The following is a 24,001-nucleotide window of genomic DNA, read 5'->3' on the forward strand; positions in this document are numbered from 1 at the left end:
GGAAAAACTCCGCAGTGAAGAAGGATACGCATTAGCAGTAAGACGGATGATCGAACCGGAGCCTGTATTTGGCGACTGAACGACGCTCCTTACAGGATTTCTACATATCCTTCCGCACCGTTCACCCGAATTCTTTGCCCGTCTTTAATCGTCTTGGTGGCATTTTCCACACTTGCTACTGCAGGTAAACCGTATTCCCTTGCAATAACGGAACCGTGGGTCATCATCCCGCCGACTTCGGTCACCAAACCTCTAATGGATACAAACACCGGTGTCCAACTGGGATCGGTATATGCAGTGACCAAAATATCGCCTTCCTCGATGACGGCATCCTCCATTCTTAATATCACCCGAGCCCGGCCTTCAATGGTTCCGGATGATACGGGTATGCCTGCCAAAGCGTCTTTCGGGATATTGTCGGTTTTGAATTCACCGGTCATAATCTCGCCTTCGGACGTCATGATCCGCGGCGGCGTCAGCTTCTCATAGACCTCATATTCCTCTTTTCGCTTCGCTATGATGCTGTAATCCAGCCGATTTGTATGAACGGCCTCCCGGAACTCCTCAAAAGACAGAAAGTAGATATCCTCCTTCTCCCGGATTACGCCCTTCTGCGCAAGCCGAGCGGCCTCCTTCATCAGAGCCTGCTTGAAGGTCCAGTAATACCTTACCATGATAAACTTCGGGTATTCCCGGTAGCCGATAAAATTGCGCAACCGGCCGATCATCTTTTTCGTCTTTTTGGCCTTCCGTTTTCCACCAGGCAGCCGTTCCAATCGGTTTAGGAGCTCCTGTTCCTTCTGCATCGCTTCCAGCCGGCCCTGCTCAAATATGGCCAGATGAGCATGCGGTTCAAAGTTTTTGATGTTGCTTAGGATCATGGGAACGAGGGCTGCCGGCTGTTCGCTGAAGCGGGGCCTGGTGATATCGATCTCACCGGAACAACGCATGCCGTATTTTTCCAGATAAGCCCGTATGGATTTGCCGACAGTATTGCCGCCTTCCAACTTGGCCAAGTCCTCAAAAAAAGTCTCATGATTGGCTTGCTCCAAATACGCCATTACCGCCGGATATTGCCGGATGACGTCTGCTACATCGAGCAGCGCCAGCCCCATTTCAGATGTAACGTTGTTGGCAACCGATTTTGAAAGCGCATCTGCCGCACTCTTCTCGCCCAGCCATTTTTCCATTTTTTTATTGATCCAGCTCACGGCATATACTCCGACATAAATCGCTGCCATGCTTTGTGGATTATACATGTCTTCTTTTAATTGCTTATGAGCTTCTATAATGAAGGCAAATAGTTCTTCTCCGGACAGGTTGGCCATCCTTTGCTGCAGATCTATAATAGACGCCTCATTCTGGGACATTAGCGTTTGAACAAGTCTTCCGTCGTTTCTGCGGTATATTTTGAAAAACTGAATGGGCAGCTCCCACGAAAAATACCCTGTACCCGCACTGAAGAATCGTTTACCGCGCTTCAACGATTTCATAAATTCTTTCCGCTTCACTAAGCTTTTGATAGCGGTATGCATGAGAGGGTCGATTTTGCTTGTAGCCATGAGTGCTACCTTTCGTCCCATCGGAGAAGCCAAATCGTGCGCGATGTCAAAGAACAATCTTCCGCCGGCTTGAATCAGAGGAGTCCCGCCGGACAATAGCTGAAAAAACGATAAACCCAATGGTTTCATGGCATCGGTCATCATCTGTTGATGGCTGAAAGACATATACACATGGTTTTTCCCATCCTGTACATCCGGTATAGGGTATAAGGTGGTGATGGGACGGCTCTGGACGATATAGAATTGATGATCATACAGGCACCATTCGATATCCTGCGGACGGCCGAAATAGGCCTCAACCTCTCTGCCCATGCGTTCAAGCTGTAAAATCTGTTCGTCCGTCAGCGTCTGCCTATTCTGACGTTCGGCCTCGATCTCTTTCTCTTCCGTTCCACCTTCTTTTAAGGCATAGATCGCCAGCTTCTTGGTGGATATCTTCTTATCGACAATCCTGCCTTCGCGTACCTTATAGATATCTGCGTTTACCAGGCCGGAAACCAGAGCTTCACCGAGCCCAAAGCTTGCATCGATGGATACAACCTTCCTGTTGGAAGTGATGGGGTCGGCAGTGAACATGATCCCTGCTGCCTCCGGGAAGATCATCCGCTGGATGACCACGGACAGATGGACCTTGCGGTGATCGAAGCCGTTTTGGATGCGATAGGTCACTGCACGGTCCGTAAACAGCGATGCCCAGCATTTGCTGATATGTCTTAGGATAGTTTCCTTTCCGACGATGTTCAGATACGTATCCTGCTGGCCTGCGAAGGAGGCCGTCGGCAGATCTTCTGCCGTAGCGCTGGAACGTACGGCATAGGCATATTGTTCACCGAGTTGGACAAGATAACGGGTAATCTCATGGTCGATGCCGTCTGGAATAGCTGATTCTTCGATGACCTTGCGAATTTTGGCGCTGATGTCACCAATAGCTTTCCTGTTATCCGCTTTAAGTAGGGACAACTGATCCAGCAATGAATTAAACTCCTGGTTATTTCCTATCATTTCTTTATACGCTTCGGTAGTGACGCAAAACCCCTTCGGCACCCGTACCCCCTTAATCCTGGATAGCTCCCCAAGGTTGGCGCCTTTACCCCCGACCATTGCAAGCTTGGTTTTATCGATTTCCTGAAATCCAAGTACATAGGAATTCATACCGATTCTCCTTTTCGGGCATAACTTAAATAAAGCAGCACTGACAAATCAGACTACACGTTATAAATAGTTCTCCTTATAAAAATTGTTTTTAAATAAATTTATATATGCATCAAATTCTTCACATAAAGCATCAAGATCAATCCCTGTTTTAGACATTTTACTTAAGTACCCATCGGTAAGCAGGGCTAGTATTTTCATGACCATCCGTGGATCAACGTCATCTTTAAATTTTGAAGTGTCCGTACCTTCAAAAGCTATTTTGCTTCTCAACCTTTCACCTTCACGACTTTCAAGCTTAGCTTTGATGTCCGCTTTTACTTCATCATCATTTTCAAAATACGCACTCTCCAAAAAAGAAAGAATGGCAGGATGTTTCTTCATCACCGAAATTTCAATGCTCGTTGCAATCTTAATTCGGTCAAAAAAATCAGTAACCGTAGGATCGAACTTTTTATCGAGTTCATTCATGAGAATATGGGTGCATAAATCAATTAGGTATAAGTACAAAGCTTTTTTTGTACCAAAGTAATGAAATACCAACGCTTTTGAAATCTCTGCTGTAGCAGCAATATCGCTAACGGAAGTTTTTTTGTAGCCATTCGTACCGAAGCATGTAAGGGCAGCATCGATAATGATATTCTGCTTCTCTAAAGATAAACTTAAAAATTTCTCCAAATTTCCCACCCTCGCAAACGTCATTGACCAATTCGGTCAACATCACAATAACACTTTTGACCGATTTGGTCAATGACCACCCGCCTTCCTTCTAGGGAGAGGGATCAATTCCAAGCTCATAAGGAGTGACGGAACATGTATGAACTCCGATTTCATGGTGAAACCGGCGTTGGCGTGTCTACGACGGGGCAAAGTTGACGTATCCCTTGCATTGTGGAGATCCGATGCCGTTCGAACTCGGCGGCGTGTTTCATCCGACAATCATTGAGCTAGATACCGAGTGGTACATTGCTTTTAGCGAGACCAAGTTTTGGCTTCATACCAAGACGAAATACAAGGTGCTCATGCTACAATGACCTGCTCTTGCGAGCAGGTTTTTAATGCCAACATGACATTAGGAGAACGTGGAGCGCCTAAACGATGGCAGCGACGAAAACAAAAAGCCACCGTCATTGGCGGTTCCGAATGAACCGTCAACTAAAGTGGCTGATGACAATATTGGACGAAAATTTCGAACTTGATGATTTTTTTTAAAATGATACCAAATATCGTAATTCATTGAATGCTAAGACCATTTTACTTTACGGGGCAGAGCAATAGCGAAAGGACCTATCCCAGCAGTTCTTTGGCTCCGTTCATCACTAAGGGCAAAGACTGTTTAACGAATGATTCCGCACTTATTAGACGCCCTTCCTTGTTCCAAACGTAAGCCGCCCCATAGATCCCCCAACTTAACATGATAGAAGCTGTATTTATTAAGAATTGCGAGTTTGGAGTCGACAGCATCTTGTCTTTGTCTATAAAGGAAAGAAGTATCGTTTGAATTTTTTCCTTTATTTGAATTTCGAATACAGGTACAAGCGATGTATTTCTTCTTTTACAGATAGTGTTTAGACCCTCGTGAAATTCGCATAGCCCCAGAAAAATACTCTGAATTGTTTCTTCATTCAATACTTCGTGACCGCTTATTCTACGATTTATGATTGTCATAAATGATTCCATTAGTCTGTCCTCAAGCATTTCGAATTTATCTACAAAGTGCGCATAAAAAGTCGCTCTGTTAACAGTAGCTCGCTCTGCAATATCCCTAACGGTTATCGATTCAAAGTCTTTTTCTTGAATTAATGAAGCAAAAGCGTCTTGAAGGAGTCGCCGTGTACGTATCACACGAGGATCAGCTTCATTCTTTTTAATTGGCATGGTTAAGATCTCCCCAGTAAAACGACATTATAGAAATGGTGTTGTCTATACAACGGTTCATGGTTATTGATGATTGCTTACCATTCGGTTGTTATTATAACATACAAATACAACAAGTGTTGCTCAAACAACTAATGTTGTATTGAGACACGTTTTTCCCAGAGGAGGGGAGCGCCATGTCGGTCTCACAACCGTCGCAAACGAGGGAGCATTTTTTGATATTATTCGAGAACGCCGGTCGGTTCGTAGCTATTATCCAGAGATCAAGATTCTGCTGGAGGAATTGACCGAAACATTGCGGCAAGCCCCGCGCTGGCACCTTCAACCGCTAACATACAGCCGTGGCGGTTTCTCGTTATCGACAAAAATATAATTTTTAAAACACATCAGGAGTGTGAATTATGAAGAGCACATGGAAAGTTTACGTTCTAGTCTTGATCAGCTTTTTAGTAGGAACATCTAATTATGTCATTTCCGGGATTTTGGACCGGATAGCAGAGACATTAGGAACAAGCGTTGCGGCAGCAGGCCAGCTCATTACGGTCTATTCCCTGGCCTATGCGATCGGCACGCCTATTCTAATGGCGCTGACGGCTAAAATGGACCGGCGTAAGCTTCTCCTTTATTCGCTGGGCCTCTTTATTGCTGCAAATCTGCTGACATTTATATTGTCCGGCTTTGGTTTCTTTATTGCGGCGAGAATCATTACGGCGTTAGGCGCCGGGGTGGTTACTGTTAACGCGCTCAGCATCGCCGCCAAAATCGCTCCGCCAGGCAAGCAGGTCAGCGCCATCGCGAACGTTACCATGGGCTTAACCGCATCGCTCATCATCGGCGTCCCGCTCGGCCGAATGGTAGCCTCTGCTTTTGGCTGGAAAGCTGTATTTCTGGCCATCGCAATTGTCGGGGTCATGGCCATGTTTGTCATTGCTGCAGTTTTTCCACGTATCCAGGGCGACAAGCCTGTTCCTTTGATCAAGCAATTAGCTTTGTTAAAAAAACCTCAAGTTTTGGTTGCATTGGCGATTACTTTTTTCTGGTTAGGAGGATATTCTCTCGCTTATACCTACATCTCCCCTTTTCTGCTAGAGGTGACTCATTTAAATGAATCATTGATTAGCGCAGCCCTGCTCGTGTTCGGCATTGCTAGCTTGATCGGGTCGAAAGTCGGCGGCTACAGCGCGGATAAACGTGGCATTATATTCACGCTCGTTTCAGGGATGGTGCTTCACGTCATTTCGTTGATTTTGCTATCCTTCGTTGGACAGTCGGTCATTGCTGTATTCGCCATTTTGATCCTCTGGTCTTTTGCAGCCTGGTCATCCGCTCCGGCGCAGCAATTCAACCTGGTCTCGCTCGTTCCTGAATCCTCGGGCGTCATGCTGAGCTTGAACAGTTCCATGATGCAGCTTGCCATGGCTGTCGGCGCAGGAATCGGCGGGCTGATCGTTAACCGTGTTTCTCTAGCATCCATTACTTGGTTCGGGATACTCGGCGTACTCATCGCCATCGTTGCCGCGATTGTATTGTCCAGCATGGCATCACGCCATTCGGCGGTGCAGTCAGCGGATTAAGGGTATGCTAAACATCGAATGTTTGATTCAGGACTTTGCTCACTAAGTTGAGCAGACCGCAAACGAACTGCACCCCAATTGTTGGATCTCGTTCAAGTTTGAATCATGAATAAACTGAAGAGCATAGAAGAAAACTCTAACATACTTTTTAAGCAAAGGAAGTGCAGTGTCGTTAAGTGGATTGATTTGATCCTCCTATGATGTCATTGCCTTTTACGGAAGAAACGGATTTTTACCGGAGGCTACAATTTTATCATTTATTACTTCCTTAATAATAAAGAACTCTCCAGACATGGAGAGTTCTTACGTTTTTATCCGCATGTTTGCGGGTGGTGTCAGCTACGCTAGTATTACCCCATTCAGTATGCCATCATGAGCGACAAACCGATTCCCGCGGCGAAAACATTTCTGCGTTCTCAAGACAACAACGACCTCATTCGTGGAATACCTATTATTTACGCTCCCTTTTGCAAGTTTAGCATCGCAGCCTCAACCTTTAATTCGATTTTCTGCCTTACCACTATTTTGGTATGGTTCTGCGGATCATTAACGGCGCGAAATTTAATAGCCAAGTGAAATGTGAACGATTATAGTAAACTTACTATTGTAATCTAAAGCGATTCTTCTGTTATCGAATGAATGGCTCAAATACCAACTATTCAGGTGGTGACCGATCTATGACTGTTACTAGCAGCAAAGCAAAAGCGATGGGGGTGTTTCTCAAATCACGCTGAGAACGACTATCGCCGGAGAATGCGGGCCTGAAGTTTACAAACGGGCAACGGAAAACGCCTGGACTGCGGCGCGAGGAAGTTGCTGTACTAGCAGGCGTAAGCGTCACCTACTATACATGGCTGGAACAAGGCCGGGATTTGACCCCCTCCAGAGATGTGATCGACAGCATCGCCAAAGCTCTCCGCTTATCCCCTGCAGAAAAAGGACATTTATACCAGTTATGGAACCCTCATGCAGTCGAGACGCCTTTTGCAGCCCCAACTGCCGTGGATCCGCAGATGCAGAAGATTATCGATCAGCTTGCGTACCCTTCTCATATCACCAATGAGAGGACCGAAGTGCTCGCTTGGAACAAGGCAGCCCAGGAGATGTTCTTCGACTTTGCCTCCATTCCTGTCCAGGAGCGTTATTTTATCCGTTTGTTGTTCGAAGATACGGAAATGCGACGTCGCATTGTGAATATAGAAGAATTCTCGAGGTATTCGGTAGGCGTGTTCCGAACTTACTACGATCAACACCGGAATGATCCTTGGTTTGAGAAGACAGTAGAGCATCTTATTCAGAGCAGCTCCGAATTCAAACGAATGTGGAAACAGTACGATGTTCAACTCAAAAAAGTAAAACGGATCACTATACAGTCCCCCGTTGTCCATCAATCTGTCCATTATGATATTCAGTCATTAGTCAATCTAACGGATCGACCGGATATCCACATTTGCATTTACTCACCTGTTACAGATGATCCAACTGCAGACCGTTAATTTTTTTACTAGTAAAAACGTTGTGTGGTTGCCTCGGGTAAGAATCAATTAGGATAAACCTATGCTTAATTGATCCTAAACCAGAAATGAGGGAACCTTATGCTGCAACAACAAAAACTAGGGAACGAAGGACTTGAAGTGTCGGCTATCGGTCTCGGAACGATGATGATGCCTGATAACGATGAATCCGTGCGAACCATTCAGGGAGCATTAGATATGGGCGTTACGATGTTCGATACGGCCGACCTTTACGGTTCGGAATACCAGCTCGGACGTTTCGGTGAAAATGAGAAGCTTGTCGGACGTGCCCTTAAAAGCCGGCGTGATAAGGCCATTATTGCAACCAAATTCGGCATCACGCACGGGCAAGGACCGAAAGGAGATCCCGCCTACATTAAGAAATCCGTTGATGCCAGCCTCTACAGCCTGGGACTGGATTACATTGATCTCTATTACCAGCATCGACCCGATCCCAATATTCCCATCGAAGAAACGGTCGGCACGATGGCTGACCTCGTGAAGCAAGGGAAGATTCGATACATTGGATTGTCGGAGGCGCCAGCCGAACTGATCCGCCTCATGCGGTGCATCCAGTTACCGCAGTCGAAACCGAATACTCCCTTTGGAGTAGAGAAGTAGAGGATGAAGTCCTCCCCGTTCTGAAGGAGCTGCACATCGGTCTAGTCCCCTACAGCCCGCTTGGTCGCGGCTTCCTGACTGGCCAGATTAAGAAATTCGAGGATTTGCCGGAAGACGACTATCGACGCTATTACCCGCGGTTTCAAGGTGAGAATTTCGCCAAAAACGTTGAGGTTGTCTCTTTAATCGAGAGAATGGCTGCCCAAAAAGGCTGCACCCCCGCCCAATTGAGTCTAGCCTGGCTGTTGGCGCAAAGCGAGCAGATCGTTCCCATTCCGGGAACGAAACGATTGGATCGTGTGCAAGAAAACCTCGGTGCGCTGCAAGTGAAGCTGACAGCTGACGATCTGGCTGAGATTGAACGCATATCCCCCAAAGGCGTGGCCGCAGGCAGCCGCTTTGGATCCTTTTAATACAGTACCGGACCCTTTTCTATTAAATTCGTGACTTAGGCCGTACGGGCGAACCTCCGTAGGCCTAATTTCGCCGTCACTTATGATACGGTTCAGCTTAACGGGGCTATCGGCGGAAAAAGCCACCCTCCAGAATAGAAACACCAACCAAAGCGACAACAAGCCCTCTGTAACAGGGGGCCTGTTTTAACCTATTTCCTCATACCTTTTTTCTTCTGACCAGGAATAGTTGTACAAGGAAAATGATGCATCCAGCCAACATATAATTGTACATATTCGTAGCCGTATCCGGTAGCTTGCCGCCCTTGCCTTCGCTATTACCGGACTCTACGTTCGCCGAATCAACCGAAGTGCCGGCTTGTTCAGGCTCAACCGATACGTAGGCCACATCCGATCCATTCGATTCTCCGGATCCGTTCGTTCTGCCGGATTGGCCACGGTCCGGTGATTCATGATCCGAATCTTCCTCTCCTCACGGGGTGCAGTTCATTGCGGGATGGCCCAATTTGTGAATTTATGAATACTCAGGCTTCCTCGTTATGAAGTCTGAACCCTTTAACAATAATCCAAACGGGAAACACGATTTCGAATATGGCTCCTGGAACATATAAAACAGATCCGATTTCTTGGCCGAGGATCCTCAGACAGCCGCTCGCCAACAATGCCGCATACCCGATGAAACCGATAACCGACAATAATCGAGGAACCAGCCTTGATCTATAGAGGACATGACAAAGCAACAAGCTGCCCAAGCCAAGCACGATCATGGCCGTTTGAAAAAGCACAGATTGCGCCTCAATCAATAATTTTCCTGTCGTTTCAAAGTATGAACCCTTGGCAGTACCTACGGAGATGTAATTCTTGCTCAGTGCGATAAGTACAAGCGGACCCATTGCGCTTATGGTAAGTAATACAGACTCTATGATCCGGGCTCCAAAGTACCCTAGAGCAAACGCTTCGTTATGCTTCTTTAAGATGGGGAACAGAAGCACGGCAATCCCCACCACCGCCATGGCGTTTATCAACTCTAATAACGATCCCGAAACCACGTTTATTCGATCCGGATACAGATTGGCGAGAAAGTCCGGGCGGTTTAGAACCGGATTCAGAAGCCCATCTCCTATCAGGTAAGTACCACTCGACACCAGAAACAATGCCCCTGCCACTCTTGCAATCTTATTCATGTTCATCTCTCCCCTTGGCTAATCTTTATGCAGTATAGCTCGAAGAGGATTAGGAACTGTAGACACTTTAGTGTGATTTATGGATGTTTGAGAGCAAATTCAACTCACCGGCACGGACGATTGCTTCCGTGCGGCTTTTCACCTGAAGTTTTTCAAAAATCCTGCGATTGTGCCCTTTGACCGTATCCAAGGCCAAATATAGTTTCCCGCCGATTTCCTTGTTCGAAAGCCCCTTAGCGATGAGCTCGAGCACTTCAATTTCTCGTGGGCTAAGCGGCTCAATCAGGCTGCTCTTCATCCCGATATCTCGCAAGCGCTCCAGACCCAGTTGCGCTTCACGGAGAGCTGGAAGCGACAGATCACCGCCCAGACGCAGTGCCTCCTGGTAACATTCCGCCGCCGAATCGGTACGATTTTCAGCTTCCTCTATTTGTCCCAGTCCAATCATGGCCATTACTGCCATCAATTGATGACCCATCATTAGGCTGTTCGATATAACCTCGTTATAGGCCTCACGAGCCGCAGAATGGTCTCCTCGCCGTTGGCAAGCGACGCCGAGCATCCAAGCGGCTGCCGTCCGAACAGGGATATTATCCGGTCGCAGATATTCCAACGCACGACGTGATTGGACAATAACAACCTCGTTTCCTTGATTTTCGCTTATCCACACATCGCTTGCAGGTGCAATCAGTCCGACAAGTTCATTGGTCTTATCGCCTTCCCCCGTATTCTGCATGACAGCTTCGGCTGCCCGTAATTTTCGTTCAGCACCGTCAGAATTGCCAGTCAACACTAATGATGCCAATGTAGCCCGGGTCGCGGCGATCAATCCGATCAGGTCCCTGACGCGGACATCCTGTACTGCCCCTGCCATGGCCGCCTCTGCCGCTCGCAGCTTATGTTCGACGCTCGTCAGCTTGCCCGCAATCAGCAGGGCTGAACCATACATCACCCACAGCGCAGGTCTGGCATTCAACTCCGCGGCAGACAATGATTTCAGCCAGTTCAGCGAAATGCCTGCAGCTCCGCGAAGATGCAGCGGCATTCCGTTGCCTTCAAGCAGACGTGCGGCACGCTCGATGTCATGGGATTCCACGGCATGGCGAAACGCTCCGATTTCGAAGCCATTGTTTTCATACCAGTCACTTGCTCGTTTATGCAATTCCATGATATGTCTTCCGCCGAAACTTTCCTGCAGCCTTTTGCGGAGCAGATCGGCAAACAAATGGTGATAGCGATACCACCGTCGCTCGTTGTCCAAGGGCACGACGAATAAGTTCTTACGTTCGAGATCCATTAAAGTTGTCTTGCTGGAAACCGCAGGATCTAGCAAGACGTCATCGCAAAGAGACCCGCACAGACGGTCGAGGATTGATGTCCGCAGCAAGAAGGTTTGAACGGCTTCAGGTTGTCGCTGCAGCACTTCTTCTACCAGAAAATCCAGCACGAAATGATGGTTACCGGTAAAAGTCTGAATGAGCCGGTCGGCGTCATGATCCCCTTGGATGGAGAGCGCAGCCAAATGCAGACCCGCAGCCCAGCCTTCGGTGTGCGATTCCAACGAGGTTATTTTATCTATGGGCAAATTAAGACCCATGATACGGTTCAAAAAATCTTCGGATTCGGAGAGTGTAAATCTCATGTCGGCTGCTCGCAATTCGGTCAGTTGATCCCGAACCCGCAATCGAGCAAGCGGAATACTCGGGTCCTCGCGGGTCGTTATGACAAGGTGCATCTGCGCGGGAAGATGGTCAAGCAGAAAGAACACGGCATCGTCGACAGGTTTCGAAGCTGCCGCGTGATAATCGTCAAGAACGAGTATAAAAGGAGTCCGAATCGCCGCTATCTCATTAAGAAGAATGGTCATGATCGACTCAATCGGCGGCAACTGCGGAGTTTGAAGTAGGGCAAGCACGGCTGCTCCTATATTCGCCTCAAGTTTCTGTAGAGAGGAGATCATACAGGTTAAAAAGCGTATAAGTTCGTTATCCGCTTCTTCCAGCGACAGCCATGCGACCGGCCGCCCGCAGTCGGCAAGCCATTCACAAACTAATGTAGTTTTGCCATAGCCCGCGGGTGCAGAGACAAGGGTACACTTGCGGTATAAACCCTTACTGATCCTTTCGGTCAACCGTGGGCGAAGAATCGCTTTCGGCCGGGACTTAGGGATATAAAGTTTGGTATCCATGATAGGTGTGGACATATATTCAACCATCCTGCCGTTTAGCTTAAGGCCGAATCAAATATTTTTTGGAATATTAATATCATATTCGTGATCTTACACCAAGACCCCTTTTCGAGGGGTCTTTTTCTTTTCAGGAGAAATGAGCATGCGAACCATCAAAACCGGGCAAAGCGCCTTTTCAAGCCTGCTGGAGTTTTTCTGAAAAAACTTGCCGATACTTAAGGTAGGGTTCACCTCAACGGGTCTATCGGCGAAAAGAGGGCAACGGCGCATGACTGCCATCGTTCTTGACCCATTTAACCATCCAATTTTTTAATCTTTACAACCAGCACTCACATCGATGCAAGTCCGTTTATCGTTTCCTGGAAAATCATCTGCTTTTTCAAGCCCAGTTTCAGTTTTACCGAGCATTTCTAGAAACCCGTCTTTCGTATGCTCTCCGGCGCACCACATTCCTTCTTTTTTTTCGCTGAAGATCCAGATTATAAACTGCATCAAACCCCTTTAAATGAATGTAGAGCAAAGGTGTTCCAAAATTTCATCGGGTGAATAGCCACGAACATCTCTTTGATAAAAATATGAATCAATACTTATGGCGATCAGCAGCATATCTGCTTTAAATATACTATTTGGGCTTGGATGATCCGCTGCTGCCATCTCATCGAATAACTCGACTGCGATTTGATGCATTTTGTTATAGAGCGGATGCTGTGATTGATACGGAAGTCGCTTAGCTGACGCGGACCCCTTGCCTCCTGTTAGTAGTTGTGCCTTCTTCTCAATGAAAGGCATGAAAATTTTGAGAATTCCCTTTAACCGGTGGTCTGGCGGCTCTTGCTGATTCTGCAATAGATATTGCTCTATATCTTCGAAGAACCGAACGACACTGTCTTTTATTAAATCCAAACACAACTCACCTTTATTGGCATAACGACGATATAGGGTGCCCGGACCTATCTGGGCTTCCGCTGCGATCTGATTCATACTTACCTGATCCACGCCGTACTGCTCAAAAAGTTTATGGGCTGCGACCAATATTCGTTGACGATTCTCGGCGGCATCACGTCGTTCAATTCGCGACTGAATTGCCTTGATTTCCTCCGACATATTAACACCCCTCATGCTAAACTTGGTTCACATTGACATACGGAGAGTTCTCCGCTTATTATAAAGAGGAGAGCTCTCCGTTTAATGTTAATCTAAATTTAGTGCAAATTCAACAGAACTATGGCCGAAGGAGATTGAGGATGGATTCTATCGCAAAACCTATAAACGAAAAAGCATTACTGGCCATATTATTAATTGCCTCATCATTGGCCACGATGAATGTCTATATGTTCAACATTGCTGTTCCATTTATTATTAAAGACTTGCATCTGTCCACTTCCGAAAGCAGTCTGATAACGACGCTGTATGCAGTTGTTTTAGCAGCAGGTTCGGGTACGTATGGAAAGCTTACCGATCGTTTTTCTGCACGGTCATTAATACTAATAGGGATTGCCCTATTCACTCTTGGTTCGCTAATGGGGTTTTTTTCGAGCTCTTTTCCGGCCGTTGTAACCGCAAGAATTATTCAAGCAGCTGGTGCTGCGGCTATTCCCTCCCTAGCGTATGTAGTTCCGCCTAAATATTTCAAACCCGAGAACAGAGGCAAAGCATTAAGCCTTGTGTCTACTACTTTCGCGCTGATGGGCGGAGTAGCCCCAGTCCTCAGTGGATTTATTATTCAACTGTTTGGTTGGCACGGTCTTTTTGTTGTTTCTCTCTTGATCGTACTTATTATCCCATTTGTTGTGAAACACTTCCCTACTAATGTTGCACAAGGGGAGAAATTCGATGTCTTAGGAGCTATTTTATTCTCCCTTTCAGTAGGCATTCTGGTACTAGGTATCAGCCTAAATCCTTATCTTTTAATAATTGCTGTCCTGATGCTTATGGCGTTTTCATTCCACATACGCGGGAAGAACGCACCTTTTATCACCATCTCTTTACTCGCTAACAAAGGCTACAGAAATTCCTTGCTCTCTGTATTTGCAGGCACATCTGCATATCCGGCCGCTTTATTTTTATTGCCCTTGGTTCTAAAACAGGGCGGTAACTTGCAAGCAAGCTTGATCGGCATCGTCATGTTCCCGGGCGCACTGATTGGTTCTTTGTTCGGCCCTTACATGGGAGCACTTTCTCGCAAGTACAATGGCAGGATCATGATCCTAGCTGGTCATGGTTTTATGATTCTAGGAGCACTGCTTATGGCGGTTTTGCAAGACATGCCCATCGGCATTGGGATCGTCATGTTCATCTTTGCGCTCGGCTATACCACATTAGTATCATCCGCTGCCAATGTTGTGCCATCGACCTTGAAAAAAACGGAGATTGGTATCGGGATGGGACTCTTCACGCTTTTAAGTATTTTAGGAGGTGCATTTGGTCCTTCTATTTTAAGTCGATTTTTATCCTTCAATATTAACTTTACAGTCTCCTTTATCATTGTCATCGTTATGTCAGTTATCGGCATTTTTCTAATACTCGCAACACGAGCAGATCATTCCCAAGATGATCTGAACAGGCATCCGGCCAATGGCTTAAAGTGAATTTAAGGGTATCGCAGTGTATGTAGGAACGCTGTCAAAAAGGCCATCCCGCAACTTAACTGTGACTCGTGGAAACAAAATACAGCAGCGGAACAAGGAAAACTGCCGGCTGAAAGTGGGAAGGTTTGACCCCCTGCTCCGCCGCTCGCCTTTCCCGCAGCGCAAGGCCCTAATGCAAGGAAGCACATCGGCAGCGTCGAGCTCGCCTTCAACGAGGAGACCGAAAAGCATTTTTTAAGCTTAGCCCCTTCCGCTGAACCAATAGCGTAGGGGCTTTTCCTTTATCCTGACAGGTCTTACCTTTCTTATAATTCTGAGTCAATCCCCAGGAACCGTCCTGACTACCTTTGACCGACACTTTGAGCATTCTGTCACCCTGCACTATGACAATGTCATACTCTGGCTGATTCGCACCGTACTGTACAGATACATCAAAGTCACACCATGCAAACAATATTAATAAGTATATGGGTACACAGCAAAAACTTCGCCCTACTTGTGATACGGTTCCCCCCGATTTATCTTCACGGCGCGATAAATCTGCTCTACCAGCACCAAGCGCATGAGCTGGTGCGGCAGCGTCATGCGCCCGAAGCTCAAGCGCTGCTGGGCGCGGCGCAGCACTTGATCGGAGAGCCCGTGGCTCCCTCCGATCACGAACACGACATGGCTCGTCCCGTAGGTGCCGAGCCGGTCGAGTTCGGCGGCCAGCTCCTCCGAGCTCCAGAGCTGGCCGCCGATGGCGAGCGCGATCACATGCGCGCTCTCCTTCACCTGCGCGAGGATGCGTTCGCCCTCGCGCTCCTTTACGATGGACACCTCCGCTTCGCTCAAGGTGTCCGGCGCTTTTTCGTCCGCGACCTCGATCACTTGAAATTTGATGTACGGGGTCAACCGCTTGGCGTATTCCTGGATGCCCTGCACCAAATACTTTTCCTTCAATTTGCCGACGCCGATCACTTGAATCAACATAACATTTCCTCCATCCGTTTCACTCGAGTTATGTATTTATTATGGCAGGCCCCGCCTGCTTTCATTTCATGAAGCTAAGCGTGCAAAAAGGAGCGTGCTTCCACGCTCCTTTTACCTTTTTCCCTTATGTCAGACCACCAGAAACTCTCCGGCCTGCTTGCAGTGCGCGCATTGCACCGGCGGGTCCCAGTCGGAAAACTCCGTTTCTTTCAAGTCCACGATGTCCGGAGCATCCTCGTATTCGTCCACGAACATGTCGATGGCAAGCTCCAAATGTTCTTTGCATACTACGTACATATCGAAAGCATCCCTTCCAGCGCTACACAAGGTTGTGATCATGCCTTGGTTTTGACGAAACGATAACCCTTTTCGGGGCCATTGGCACATTCGTTATCCCAAGACTTTCTCCCATTATACCATGTCCAAGCTTTAGCGGGGGACTCAATCGTCCCGAGAGGCAACGTTAGGTTGTTATCCCGCTGCCCCCCTTTTATGTTCTCTCCGAAATCGTTTATTGATCCGGCTTCTCCGCCAGCTTGACGTTTGCGGTTTGTTCTTTGCCGTCCCGGTAGAACGTAACCTTCACGGTATCGCCGATTTTGACCTTGTCGTACAGAAACTTTTTCATTTCCAGCGTCGTCGGAATCGGCGTATCGTTGAATTTCACGATCACGTCGTTGAGCTGAAGTCCGGCCTCCTGCGCGGGCCCGATGGCATCCAACACCACGACCCCGTCTTTGACGTCGCTTGGCAGCTTCAGCTCTTTCAACTGGTCATCGTCCAAAGGCGCAAATGAGTTGTTCAAGTCCATCGAATAAATGCCGATATACGGGCGGGCGATCTTCCCGTGCGTCATGAGCTCGTCGACCGTTTTCATCACCTGGTCCGCCGGAATGGCAAAACCTAATCCCTCGACCCCGGTATCGGCGATTTTCATCGTGTTGATCCCGATCACTTTTCCGTTCAAATCGACCAATGCTCCGCCGCTATTGCCCTCGTTAATGGCCGCGTCGGTCTGGATAACCTCCTGCTCCCAGTCGTATACGCCGTCCTGGTTCAGCGAAACCGGCACGATGCGGTTCGTGTAGCTCACAATACCGGAGGTCAGCGTATCGCCGAGCCCCAGCGGGTTGCCGATCGCCAGCACCGTTTCCCCGAGCCGCAGCTTCCGGGAGTCGCCCATTTCCGCCACTTGACCGATGTCCTTGCCGTCTACCGCAAGCACCGCGATATCGTTTACTTTATCGGCGCCGACGAGCTTCGCCTTTTTCATTTCGCCATTAACCGTCACCGCTTCGAGCTCCTGCGCGCCTTCAATGACGTGGTTGTTCGTTATGATAAAAGCCTGCCCTTTGTCTTTTTTGAAAATGACGCCTGATCCCAAGGCCGACTCTTCCAGACTCTTATCCTTTTTCCCGTCCTTGTAATTCACGATGCTCACGACGGTAGGCCGCACTTTGGCTGCAGCCTGCACCAATCTTTCGTAGGGATCGGCGGAGCTGTCCACCTGTTTGGAATTCAGGGCGGCAACCACATGCGGCGCCTTGCCGGAGGCAGGCAAACCCGTGATCATGCTGAACAGCAGCACGGCCACGAACGCACTGATAACCGAACTGATCGTTGCGATCTGAAGCGTGGACAGCCCGCGGCTGCGCCTGGATCTCGGCCAATTGCTCCGTGTCTTGCGAATACGTCCGAATACACGTCTGCGTTTCGTCACTTTGGTAGAATAAAAATCATCTTGAAACAGCCCCATGAGATCCTCTCCCCTTCGTTATCAAGCACCTAAATTCCGTTTCTGCCGCCTTTCCTCTATACCCATATAGGTATGTAATCCAACCGACGTTCTATACCTCAAGATTACCTTTTCGGCGCCGTTTTTTCTGTAGTGCAAAAGTCTCCATTCGCATGATGATTTCGAGCGAAGGTCCTACAAACGAAAACAGGCCGTTTTAAGCCAATATTTGTCTCGGGATACAAGGCTGCATGTTCTTGAAAGTTAGGCTCCCATATATCTTAAACTAACCGATGGCTGCAAAGGTTGCGTTTCGTCTTCCCTTTATTTTTCTATCACCACAAAAAAGCCCCCTCAAGCACAAATGCCCGAAATTTTTGCGGCAAAGATCGGCTATCGTAAAACGTTTTCTTCAAAAATAGGAATATTTCCGGCTGTCGACTACTAGAATAAAAGAGAAAAACATCCTTCAGCCAATCCAAGCATACCTGATGATCATGGCAATTCTGCGGCAAAACGGCTTCACCCTTTTACCAAAATACGGATGAACCCTCAGCACCCTCAGCCCAGTCATGGCAAGGCATTTCGCGTTTTATCCGGTACTGACCATTGTACCATATCGGGGCCTGACGGCCTATTTGAAATCGAAAACGAACGCTGGTGTTTTGTGGAATCAATCTTCTTGTTTTTGGAAAAACTAGCAATAAAGATTGAAAAGCGGCATCCTGAACGAATCATGTTCAAAACGAAATAAGGAGGAGAAATAAAATGATAGAGCGGTTTCCGTCCGGTATGGACTATGTGCAGTTGATGGCCAAGCTTGGAGATTTGAAAGACGAGCATTACCGCAATACCCTTGCCTTAAGCACGATCATCGAGCTGCTTGTCGACAAGGGCATTCTCACCCGCGATGAGGTGGAGAAAAAAGCGGCGGAGCTCGACCAGTTTATGGTTCGCTCACCTTATCCCACGGTGTAGGGCGGTCATAATACGTATCGCATAATTTAAATTCGCTGTCTTTGTAAAAACAGCCCCGTTCCTCCATGCTGTCGCGCACGGTCATTTTGGCCAGATCCATCATGTTGTGGTCGCGGCTGAGATGGGCCAGGTAAGTCCGCTTCAGGTCGCCGGTCAGCAGCTCGCTGAGCGCTTCGCCGGCATCCACGTTGGACAAGTGCCCCATGTCGCCCAATATGCGGCGTTTAATATTCCAGGGGTACCGGCCCATCCGCAGCATCTCGATATCATGGTTCGACTCCAGCACAAGCACGTTCGAATCGCTGATCGCCTGCTTCACCTTATCGCTCATGTAGCCGAGGTCGGTCGCCACGCTCAATTTTTCATCTCCGTCGTAAAAGCAGTATCCTACCGGCTCGGCCGCATCATGCGAAATGCCGAACGATTCCACCCGGAGCGAGCCGAAATCCCGGACCTCCCCGGTACCCAGCACGACCCGGTTTTCCTCGGCGATTTTGCCGATGGACTTCTCCATCGCCTCCCACGTCTTCTCGTTCGCATAGATCGGCAGATCGTATTTGCGCGCCACGGCGCCAAGGCCTTTGATATGGTCGGAATGCTCGTGGGTGACTAAAATCCCGTCGATTTCCTCCCCCGTGACGTCCCGCTCCTGCAAAAGCTCGTCAATCCGTTTGGCGCTTAGGCCCGCGTCGATCATCAGCGTCGTTTCTTCGTTTCTGACGACCGTCGCGTTCCCCGTCGAACCGCTGGACAGCACTGTAAAAGATATCCCCATTCCCGTTACTCCTTTTCTTTCTCCGTTTTCGGACTGGTTACCGTGACATCTCCGCTGATGCCCTGAACGTAATACATTTCCCCGTTTTCCAATGTGAACCGCCATGACGGGGCGGCTACCTGACTTTCCGAATTGTAGACTTGCCCGTAATACCCAAGCTGAATGTCCTTGATCGCCGATCCCGCCGGGATATGCCGCTCGACCAGCGTTTTCAACGCGTTGCTTGCCGGCATCATTTTTTGCTGCTCTTCGTCGTCCGCCGCGGTAATCTCGATCGGCGACTGGCGGTAGGATATGATCCGCTGCTCGCTGTAATACAGCTCCAGCTGATCGTTAAACAGCGGCCATTTGCGGTCCACAAGCGCATGCATGACGAACCGCCCGGCGGCGCCGGCCTCTTTGACGCGTTCCAGCTCGCTTTTGGTCATGTATTCGCTGGCCTGGGCGTCATACTGGTAGTTTGCGATGTCCGGGATCGAAGGTTTCAAGGCATTGACCAAATCCCGTTCCTTAAAAATCAGCTGGCTTTCGATATGCCCCTCCAGCGTCACCCGCCGCCCGACGCTTTCCCCGTTTGCGTATTGATACGTAATCTTCGGCAGCTGCGGCGTCATGCTTGGAATTTGGCATAACAGCTGGATCGATTTTTCCTTCATCACCTTTTGCGTGCTCTCCGACAAGGAGGCGAAATCCAGACTGGTGTCGGCCTGCTCGCGCATGTCGATCCACAGCTGGTATCCGAGCACCAGGTTCAACAGCAAAAAAGCGTATATCAGCACGTTTTTGGCACGTCCCCAATCCATCGTTTCGCCTCCTTGGTCGTTATGGAGCTTTCTTCGCATTTCAAATCGCAAAGCCCGTCTTCTACGTTAAAGCTGAAGCTGCCGATTGTCCGGCCAGGTGTCCGTCCGCAGCGAATTCGATAACACGGCCATGATGCGCGAGCTATCGGATCGTCCGGATCTGCCCGTTTGCCAGCTTGACCGCCCAGACCGGGGTCAGCTTCAGCTTGCCCGCATCCAGCTTCGGCAAATAAGCAGGGTACAGGTCCTCAACCGGCGAATCCTTGCCGATCGCAAGCAGCATCGCTTTCAGGTTGTTCCCGGCAGGGAGCTTCCTCACCTGCTTCGACTGCCCCGGCTTCATGTAAATGAGCGAGCGCTCATAAGCGGACACGTTGCCCTGCTGCAGGTCCAGCTTCATTTTGCCATAGTGGAAGTTCAGCGTATCCAAAACCGGAAAGGAACCGTAATACTGCTGGAACATAACCTGATTCTGTCCCGCTCCGGTGCTGGACAAGTCCAGGCGATATTCGCCGTTCCAGCCGCCGTGCTCGTTGACGAAGTCTACAGCCGCCAAAATATCCTTGCTGTCGCTGCTCTCCCCGGACGGAGGGGCGGCCGGATCGGTATAGCTCATCCATTTCTGCTCCTGGCGCACCTGAAGGCTGCGTTTCGAGTCGGTGTAAATTTCCGAGCCGTCCTTTTCCTGAATATACCGGGTGATACCCGGGTCGAAAAACAGGCTTTGCTGCATCTGCGCTACCGTATACGAGCCGATTTCGAGCGTCGCCTCCACGATGTCGACCGGTTTTTCCGGCACGTAATAAGCGCCGCCGTCCTGCATCGCGTAGGGAATCCAGCTCTTGCCGAAGTCCACGTGTTGCTGCACGTCCTGCACGGTCAAGTCGACCTTGGCCGCCTCGTACATCACGTCGCCTTGCGTGCTGAAAAACAGCGCATGCGTTTTCGAGTCGCTAGGCGTGTTGTAGATCCAGATCCGGTTGATGCGTTCCGCCTGAAACAAAGCATCCGGTTGGATCTGCATCACGCGCTCCAGCAGCGATACCGGGATTCCCGTACCAAACGTCAGCTCAATGCCGGGGTTTTCGCTCCGGACCTTGTTCCAGTCGATGTTGTCCACCGATTCCCGCTGGAAGTTTTCGAAGCTGCGTCCCTTGAGGCGCGTGTAAATCAATTTATAAAACGTCGAGTTCGGATAAAATACGGTGTGTTTGCCATCCCCCATATGAATCAGCATCTTATCCGGGTACGCCAGGTTCTCGACCCGCTGCTGCGGGCCCATATTATCCGTCTTGATATAGGTATTGGTCGCTTTGGCCGCCGAGTCGCTCCCCGGGAGACGGTATATGAGGTAATAACTCTGCACCAAGCTGCACGCGACGAGAAGCAGCAGCAGGAGCGATTTCATCCGTTCCTTCATGATGCCACCCCCTCGTCGTCTTCCGCGAGCGGCAGCGTAAACGTCACTTTCGTGCCCTGACCGAACTCCGATTGAATCGATATGGTACCGCCGTGCGCCATGACGATCTCCCTCGCAATCGACAGTCCAAGCCCGGTGCCGCCCATGCTGCGCGAGCGGGCTTTGTCCACCCGGTAGAAGCGTTCGAAGATCCGGTCCAGATCCTTCTTCGGAATCCCGATCCCCGTATCCTGAACGGTGATGGCCAGCATGCCGCCAGCCGCTTCCAGGGCGCCCATCGCAATGCTGCCTCCGGGCTGCGTATATTTAAGCGCATTGGACACCAGGTTATCGAGCACCTGATCGATTTGGTCGCGGTCGCAAAGCGCTTTGGGAAGCCCGGCCGCCACTTTCACTTCGGACCCGATGTCCTTTTGCTGCATTTGGAAAGAAAACCGGTCGGCCACATCCTCCAGCATCTCCATCACATCCGTCGGCTGTTTGCGCATCAGCGCTTCTTTGCTGTCCAGTCTGGACAGATGGAGCAGGTCGGTCACCAGCCGGATCATCCGGCCGGTTTCATTCTGGATAACGCCCACGAACCGCGAAGCGAGCGGCGGGTCGTCCAGCGCGCCGTCATCGAGCGCTTCGGTGTAGCTTTTGATCGTCGTCAGCGGCGTCCGCAGCTCATGCGAGACGTTTGCGACGAATTCGCGGCGCGACGCCTCGAGCTTTTCCTGTTCGGTGACGTCCTGAAGCACGGCGATCGTTCCCGTAATGCCCACCTCACGGCGGTGGATCGGCGTAAAGGTCACCCGGATCATATAGGATCGGTCCGCCTCCTGGCTCATTTGCAGCAGCATCGTCACGTACGTTCCTTCCGTGAACATTTGCGTCTGCTCTTCGCTTAGCCCAAGCACCTCGGCGATGGCCGAACCGGATACCTCTTCTTCATCCACGTTCAAAATCGCCGCCGCGCGGCGGTTCATCAGAATGATGCGACCCGCTTCATCCGTCGCGATCACGCCGTCGCTCATGTTGGTCAAAATGGAGGCCAGCTTCTCCTTCTCCTCCTCGTTGACGAGCAGCGCTTCCCGAAGGCGGGTCGTCATATAGTTAAAAGCTTCGCTCAGCTGCCCGATTTCGTCGTTGCCGAAGACGGGCATTTTCAGATCGAATTTGCCTTCGGCGACCGCGGTCGCATGCCTTGTCATTTCCTTGATCGGATGCGTGATGGTATGCGCCAGAATGACGCCGAGCACCGCCGTGAGCCCCAGCGCCAGCAGGATGCCCGAAATGAAGATGTTGTTGACCCGCCCCATCGTCGTATACAGCTCCTTCATCGAAGCGACGATGTACACCGCCCCGATGATTTTGCCCTTGTTGAACACCGGCTTGGCCACGACCTTCTTCCGGACGTTATCCTCGTCGATGACGTATTCCTCGTTGTCTTTGCTGCCTTGAAGGGCCCGGCTGACCACGGTTTGGGTGTTTTTGCGGCCGATGATGTCCATATGCGACTGATTAGACGTAATCAATACCTTGCCGCTTGCATCCAGCACCTGAATTTCCGCCCCGTCCATATTAAAGAGGTTCGTCACGATCGGCCCCAGGGTTTCGACGGAATTGTTTTCCCCCATATCGGCGGCGCTCTCCAGTTTCTCCGCAGCCAGCACAGACAAGAGCTCCGCTCTCTCCTGCAAATCTTGGGTGAAATTCCGGGTCAGCGAGTTTTTCATGGCACTCACGAAATATACGCCGATCAACTGCATGGCGATCAAAATGAGCAGCACATAAATAATGATCAGCTTCGCCTGAATGGTGCGGAAAAAGGAGGTCCACTTCATTTACAGGCCTCCGTTTTTGGGACTGCGCATCATGTAGCCGAGGCCCCGGCGCGTCAAAATATACTCCGGTCTGCTCGGATTTTCCTCGATTTTTTCCCGCAGCCTCCGAATCGTGACATCCACCGTCCGGACATCCCCGAAATATTCAAAGCCCCACACCGCCTGCAGCAAATGCTCTCTCGTCATCACTTTCCCGGCGTTTTTCACCAGATAATACACCAGCTCGTATTCCCGGTGCGTCAAATCCAGCGCCTCGCCGTCTTTATATACCAAATACATGTCCGTATCTATAAAAAGGTCAAACAGCTGAATCCCCTGCTTCGTTTCCAGCGCCGCCACGGCTGCCGTTTCGGTCCCCGGCGTCTTCGTCTGGCGCCGCATTTGCGCCTTCACCCGGGCCAGCAGCTCGCGCGTGCTGAACGGCTTCGTGACGTAATCGTCCGCCCCTAGCTCGAGTCCCAGCACCTTGTCGATTTCGCCGTCCTTCGCCGTCAGCATGATGATCGGCATGTGAAGCCCTTGCGCGCGCACCTCGCGGCAGACGTCCATCCCGTCCTTGCCCGGCAGCATCAAATCAAGCAGCATCAGGTCGGGTTGGGTGGTCAAGGCCATTTCAACCGCGCTGACGCCGTCAAAGGTGCAAATGACCTCATATCCCTCTTTTTCCAGATTAAATTTCAAAATATCGGCAATGGGCTGTTCGTCATCCACTACCAAAATGGTTCCCTGCATCCGCCTTTCACCCCGTTCGTCAGTGCTTGTACAGTCCTTTTCCCATTTTACCATACCTGGCTTCGCGCCACATCCTGTTCATCGCC

Annotated in this window: 21 protein-coding genes and 4 pseudogenes; 7 read left to right on the top strand and 18 right to left on the bottom strand. The window is 49.7% G+C overall.

Annotation, left to right across the window (positions count from 1 at the left end; all coding sequences use genetic code 11):
* Positions 1 to 89 precede the first annotated feature (89 nt).
* On the bottom strand, positions 90 to 2,714 hold the full coding sequence (gene ppsA / locus GQY55_RS16735; RefSeq protein ID WP_160043012.1) for a phosphoenolpyruvate synthase: 2,625 nt from the start codon (positions 2,712 to 2,714) through the stop codon (positions 90 to 92).
* A gap of 60 nt (positions 2,715 to 2,774) precedes the next feature.
* Positions 2,775 to 3,401: a TetR/AcrR family transcriptional regulator gene (locus GQY55_RS16740; RefSeq protein WP_236575669.1), complete on the bottom strand. Its 627-nt coding sequence runs from the start codon at positions 3,399 to 3,401 to the stop codon at positions 2,775 to 2,777.
* A 164-nt stretch (positions 3,402 to 3,565) separates the two neighbouring features.
* Between GQY55_RS16740 and GQY55_RS32095 the strand changes: the two are divergent.
* Positions 3,566 to 3,748 (top strand): annotated as a pseudogene (locus GQY55_RS32095) (DUF5348 domain-containing protein); the annotation flags it as partial.
* A 253-nt stretch (positions 3,749 to 4,001) separates the two neighbouring features.
* Here the strand turns inward: GQY55_RS32095 and GQY55_RS16750 are convergent.
* The gene (locus GQY55_RS16750; RefSeq protein WP_160043015.1) at positions 4,002 to 4,592 is read right to left on the bottom strand and encodes a TetR/AcrR family transcriptional regulator; all 591 of its coding nucleotides are present in this window, start codon (positions 4,590 to 4,592) and stop codon (positions 4,002 to 4,004) included.
* Positions 4,593 to 4,768: 176 nt separating this feature from the next.
* Here GQY55_RS16750 and GQY55_RS32100 point away from each other — a divergent pair.
* From GQY55_RS32100 to GQY55_RS16765, 4 genes and pseudogenes are all read left to right on the top strand, one after another.
* Positions 4,769 to 4,955, top strand: a pseudogene (locus GQY55_RS32100) (nitroreductase family protein); the annotation flags it as partial.
* 38 nt (positions 4,956 to 4,993) lie between these two features.
* Complete coding sequence (locus GQY55_RS16755; RefSeq protein WP_160043016.1) at positions 4,994 to 6,166, top strand: MFS transporter; 1,173 nt, start codon at positions 4,994 to 4,996, stop codon at positions 6,164 to 6,166.
* 761 nt (positions 6,167 to 6,927) lie between these two features.
* Positions 6,928 to 7,662, top strand: coding sequence for a helix-turn-helix transcriptional regulator (locus GQY55_RS16760; RefSeq protein WP_268895032.1), 735 nt, complete (start codon positions 6,928 to 6,930; stop codon positions 7,660 to 7,662).
* A gap of 102 nt (positions 7,663 to 7,764) precedes the next feature.
* Positions 7,765 to 8,714 (top strand): annotated as a pseudogene (locus GQY55_RS16765) (aldo/keto reductase).
* A 199-nt stretch (positions 8,715 to 8,913) separates the two neighbouring features.
* Here the strand turns inward: GQY55_RS16765 and GQY55_RS32105 are convergent.
* The 7 genes and pseudogenes from GQY55_RS32105 to GQY55_RS16795 all read right to left on the bottom strand — a co-directional run.
* Positions 8,914 to 9,015, bottom strand: a pseudogene (locus GQY55_RS32105) (LPXTG cell wall anchor domain-containing protein); the annotation flags it as partial.
* Between the two features lie 26 nt (positions 9,016 to 9,041).
* Positions 9,042 to 9,167 carry a hypothetical protein gene (locus tag GQY55_RS31830; RefSeq protein WP_268895026.1) on the bottom strand — a complete coding sequence of 42 codons (126 nt, stop codon included), beginning with the start codon at positions 9,165 to 9,167 and terminating at the stop codon, positions 9,042 to 9,044.
* 71 nt (positions 9,168 to 9,238) lie between these two features.
* Positions 9,239 to 9,898, bottom strand: coding sequence for a DUF4386 domain-containing protein (locus GQY55_RS16775; RefSeq protein WP_160043018.1), 660 nt, complete (start codon positions 9,896 to 9,898; stop codon positions 9,239 to 9,241).
* Positions 9,899 to 9,965: 67 nt separating this feature from the next.
* Complete coding sequence (locus GQY55_RS16780) at positions 9,966 to 12,101, bottom strand: LuxR C-terminal-related transcriptional regulator (RefSeq protein ID WP_160043019.1); 2,136 nt, start codon at positions 12,099 to 12,101, stop codon at positions 9,966 to 9,968.
* Positions 12,102 to 12,176: 75 nt separating this feature from the next.
* Positions 12,177 to 12,365, bottom strand: coding sequence for a hypothetical protein (locus tag GQY55_RS16785; protein ID WP_160043020.1), 189 nt, complete (start codon positions 12,363 to 12,365; stop codon positions 12,177 to 12,179).
* 30 nt (positions 12,366 to 12,395) lie between these two features.
* Positions 12,396 to 12,578 carry a hypothetical protein gene (locus GQY55_RS16790; RefSeq protein ID WP_160043021.1) on the bottom strand — a complete coding sequence of 61 codons (183 nt, stop codon included), beginning with the start codon at positions 12,576 to 12,578 and terminating at the stop codon, positions 12,396 to 12,398.
* 9 nt (positions 12,579 to 12,587) lie between these two features.
* Positions 12,588 to 13,190 (bottom strand): TetR/AcrR family transcriptional regulator, encoded by a 603-nt coding sequence (locus tag GQY55_RS16795; protein WP_201452172.1) that lies wholly within the window; start codon positions 13,188 to 13,190, stop codon positions 12,588 to 12,590.
* A 140-nt stretch (positions 13,191 to 13,330) separates the two neighbouring features.
* Between GQY55_RS16795 and GQY55_RS16800 the strand changes: the two genes are divergently transcribed.
* Positions 13,331 to 14,674, top strand: coding sequence for an MFS transporter (locus tag GQY55_RS16800; protein ID WP_160043023.1), 1,344 nt, complete (start codon positions 13,331 to 13,333; stop codon positions 14,672 to 14,674).
* A gap of 492 nt (positions 14,675 to 15,166) precedes the next feature.
* Here GQY55_RS16800 and rlmH read toward each other — a convergent pair whose 3' ends face one another.
* The 3 genes from rlmH to GQY55_RS16815 all read right to left on the bottom strand — a co-directional run bounded on the left by rlmH (position 15,167) and on the right by GQY55_RS16815 (position 17,402).
* Positions 15,167 to 15,646: a 23S rRNA (pseudouridine(1915)-N(3))-methyltransferase RlmH gene (rlmH, locus tag GQY55_RS16805; protein ID WP_160043024.1), complete on the bottom strand. Its 480-nt coding sequence runs from the start codon at positions 15,644 to 15,646 to the stop codon at positions 15,167 to 15,169.
* Between the two features lie 129 nt (positions 15,647 to 15,775).
* Positions 15,776 to 15,943, bottom strand: a complete 168-nt coding sequence (locus GQY55_RS16810) for a CxxH/CxxC protein (protein ID WP_160043025.1) — start codon at positions 15,941 to 15,943, stop codon at positions 15,776 to 15,778.
* Between the two features lie 214 nt (positions 15,944 to 16,157).
* On the bottom strand, positions 16,158 to 17,402 hold the full coding sequence (locus tag GQY55_RS16815; RefSeq protein ID WP_160043026.1) for a S1C family serine protease: 1,245 nt from the start codon (positions 17,400 to 17,402) through the stop codon (positions 16,158 to 16,160).
* Between the two features lie 747 nt (positions 17,403 to 18,149).
* Between GQY55_RS16815 and GQY55_RS16820 the strand changes: the two genes are divergently transcribed.
* A complete protein-coding gene (locus GQY55_RS16820; RefSeq protein WP_201452173.1) occupies positions 18,150 to 18,359 on the top strand; it encodes a hypothetical protein in 210 nt (69 codons plus the stop codon).
* On the opposite strand, the gene GQY55_RS16825 is transcribed toward GQY55_RS16820, so the two are convergent.
* From GQY55_RS16825 to yycF, 5 genes are all read right to left on the bottom strand, one after another.
* A complete protein-coding gene (locus GQY55_RS16825) occupies positions 18,328 to 19,134 on the bottom strand; it encodes an MBL fold metallo-hydrolase (RefSeq protein ID WP_160043027.1) in 807 nt (268 codons plus the stop codon). The genes GQY55_RS16820 and GQY55_RS16825 overlap by 32 nt on opposite strands.
* 5 nt (positions 19,135 to 19,139) lie before the next feature.
* Complete coding sequence (gene yycI, locus GQY55_RS16830; RefSeq protein ID WP_160043028.1) at positions 19,140 to 19,937, bottom strand: two-component system regulatory protein YycI; 798 nt, start codon at positions 19,935 to 19,937, stop codon at positions 19,140 to 19,142.
* A 142-nt stretch (positions 19,938 to 20,079) separates the two neighbouring features.
* Positions 20,080 to 21,357 carry a YycH family regulatory protein gene (locus GQY55_RS16835; RefSeq protein WP_160043029.1) on the bottom strand — a complete coding sequence of 426 codons (1,278 nt, stop codon included), beginning with the start codon at positions 21,355 to 21,357 and terminating at the stop codon, positions 20,080 to 20,082.
* Entirely contained in the window at positions 21,354 to 23,183 is a 1,830-nt protein-coding gene (gene walK, locus GQY55_RS16840; protein ID WP_160043030.1) for a cell wall metabolism sensor histidine kinase WalK, read from the bottom strand. The genes GQY55_RS16835 and walK overlap by 4 nt, the downstream gene beginning before the upstream one ends.
* Entirely contained in the window at positions 23,184 to 23,915 is a 732-nt protein-coding gene (yycF, locus tag GQY55_RS16845) for a response regulator YycF (RefSeq protein ID WP_160043031.1), read from the bottom strand. It lies immediately after the preceding gene.
* Positions 23,916 to 24,001 lie beyond the last annotated feature (86 nt).

It is taken from the genome of Paenibacillus sp. USDA918EY, from assembly GCF_009870825.1.
Taxonomy (GTDB): Bacteria; Bacillota; Bacilli; order Paenibacillales; family Paenibacillaceae; genus Paenibacillus_AQ; species Paenibacillus_AQ albilobatus.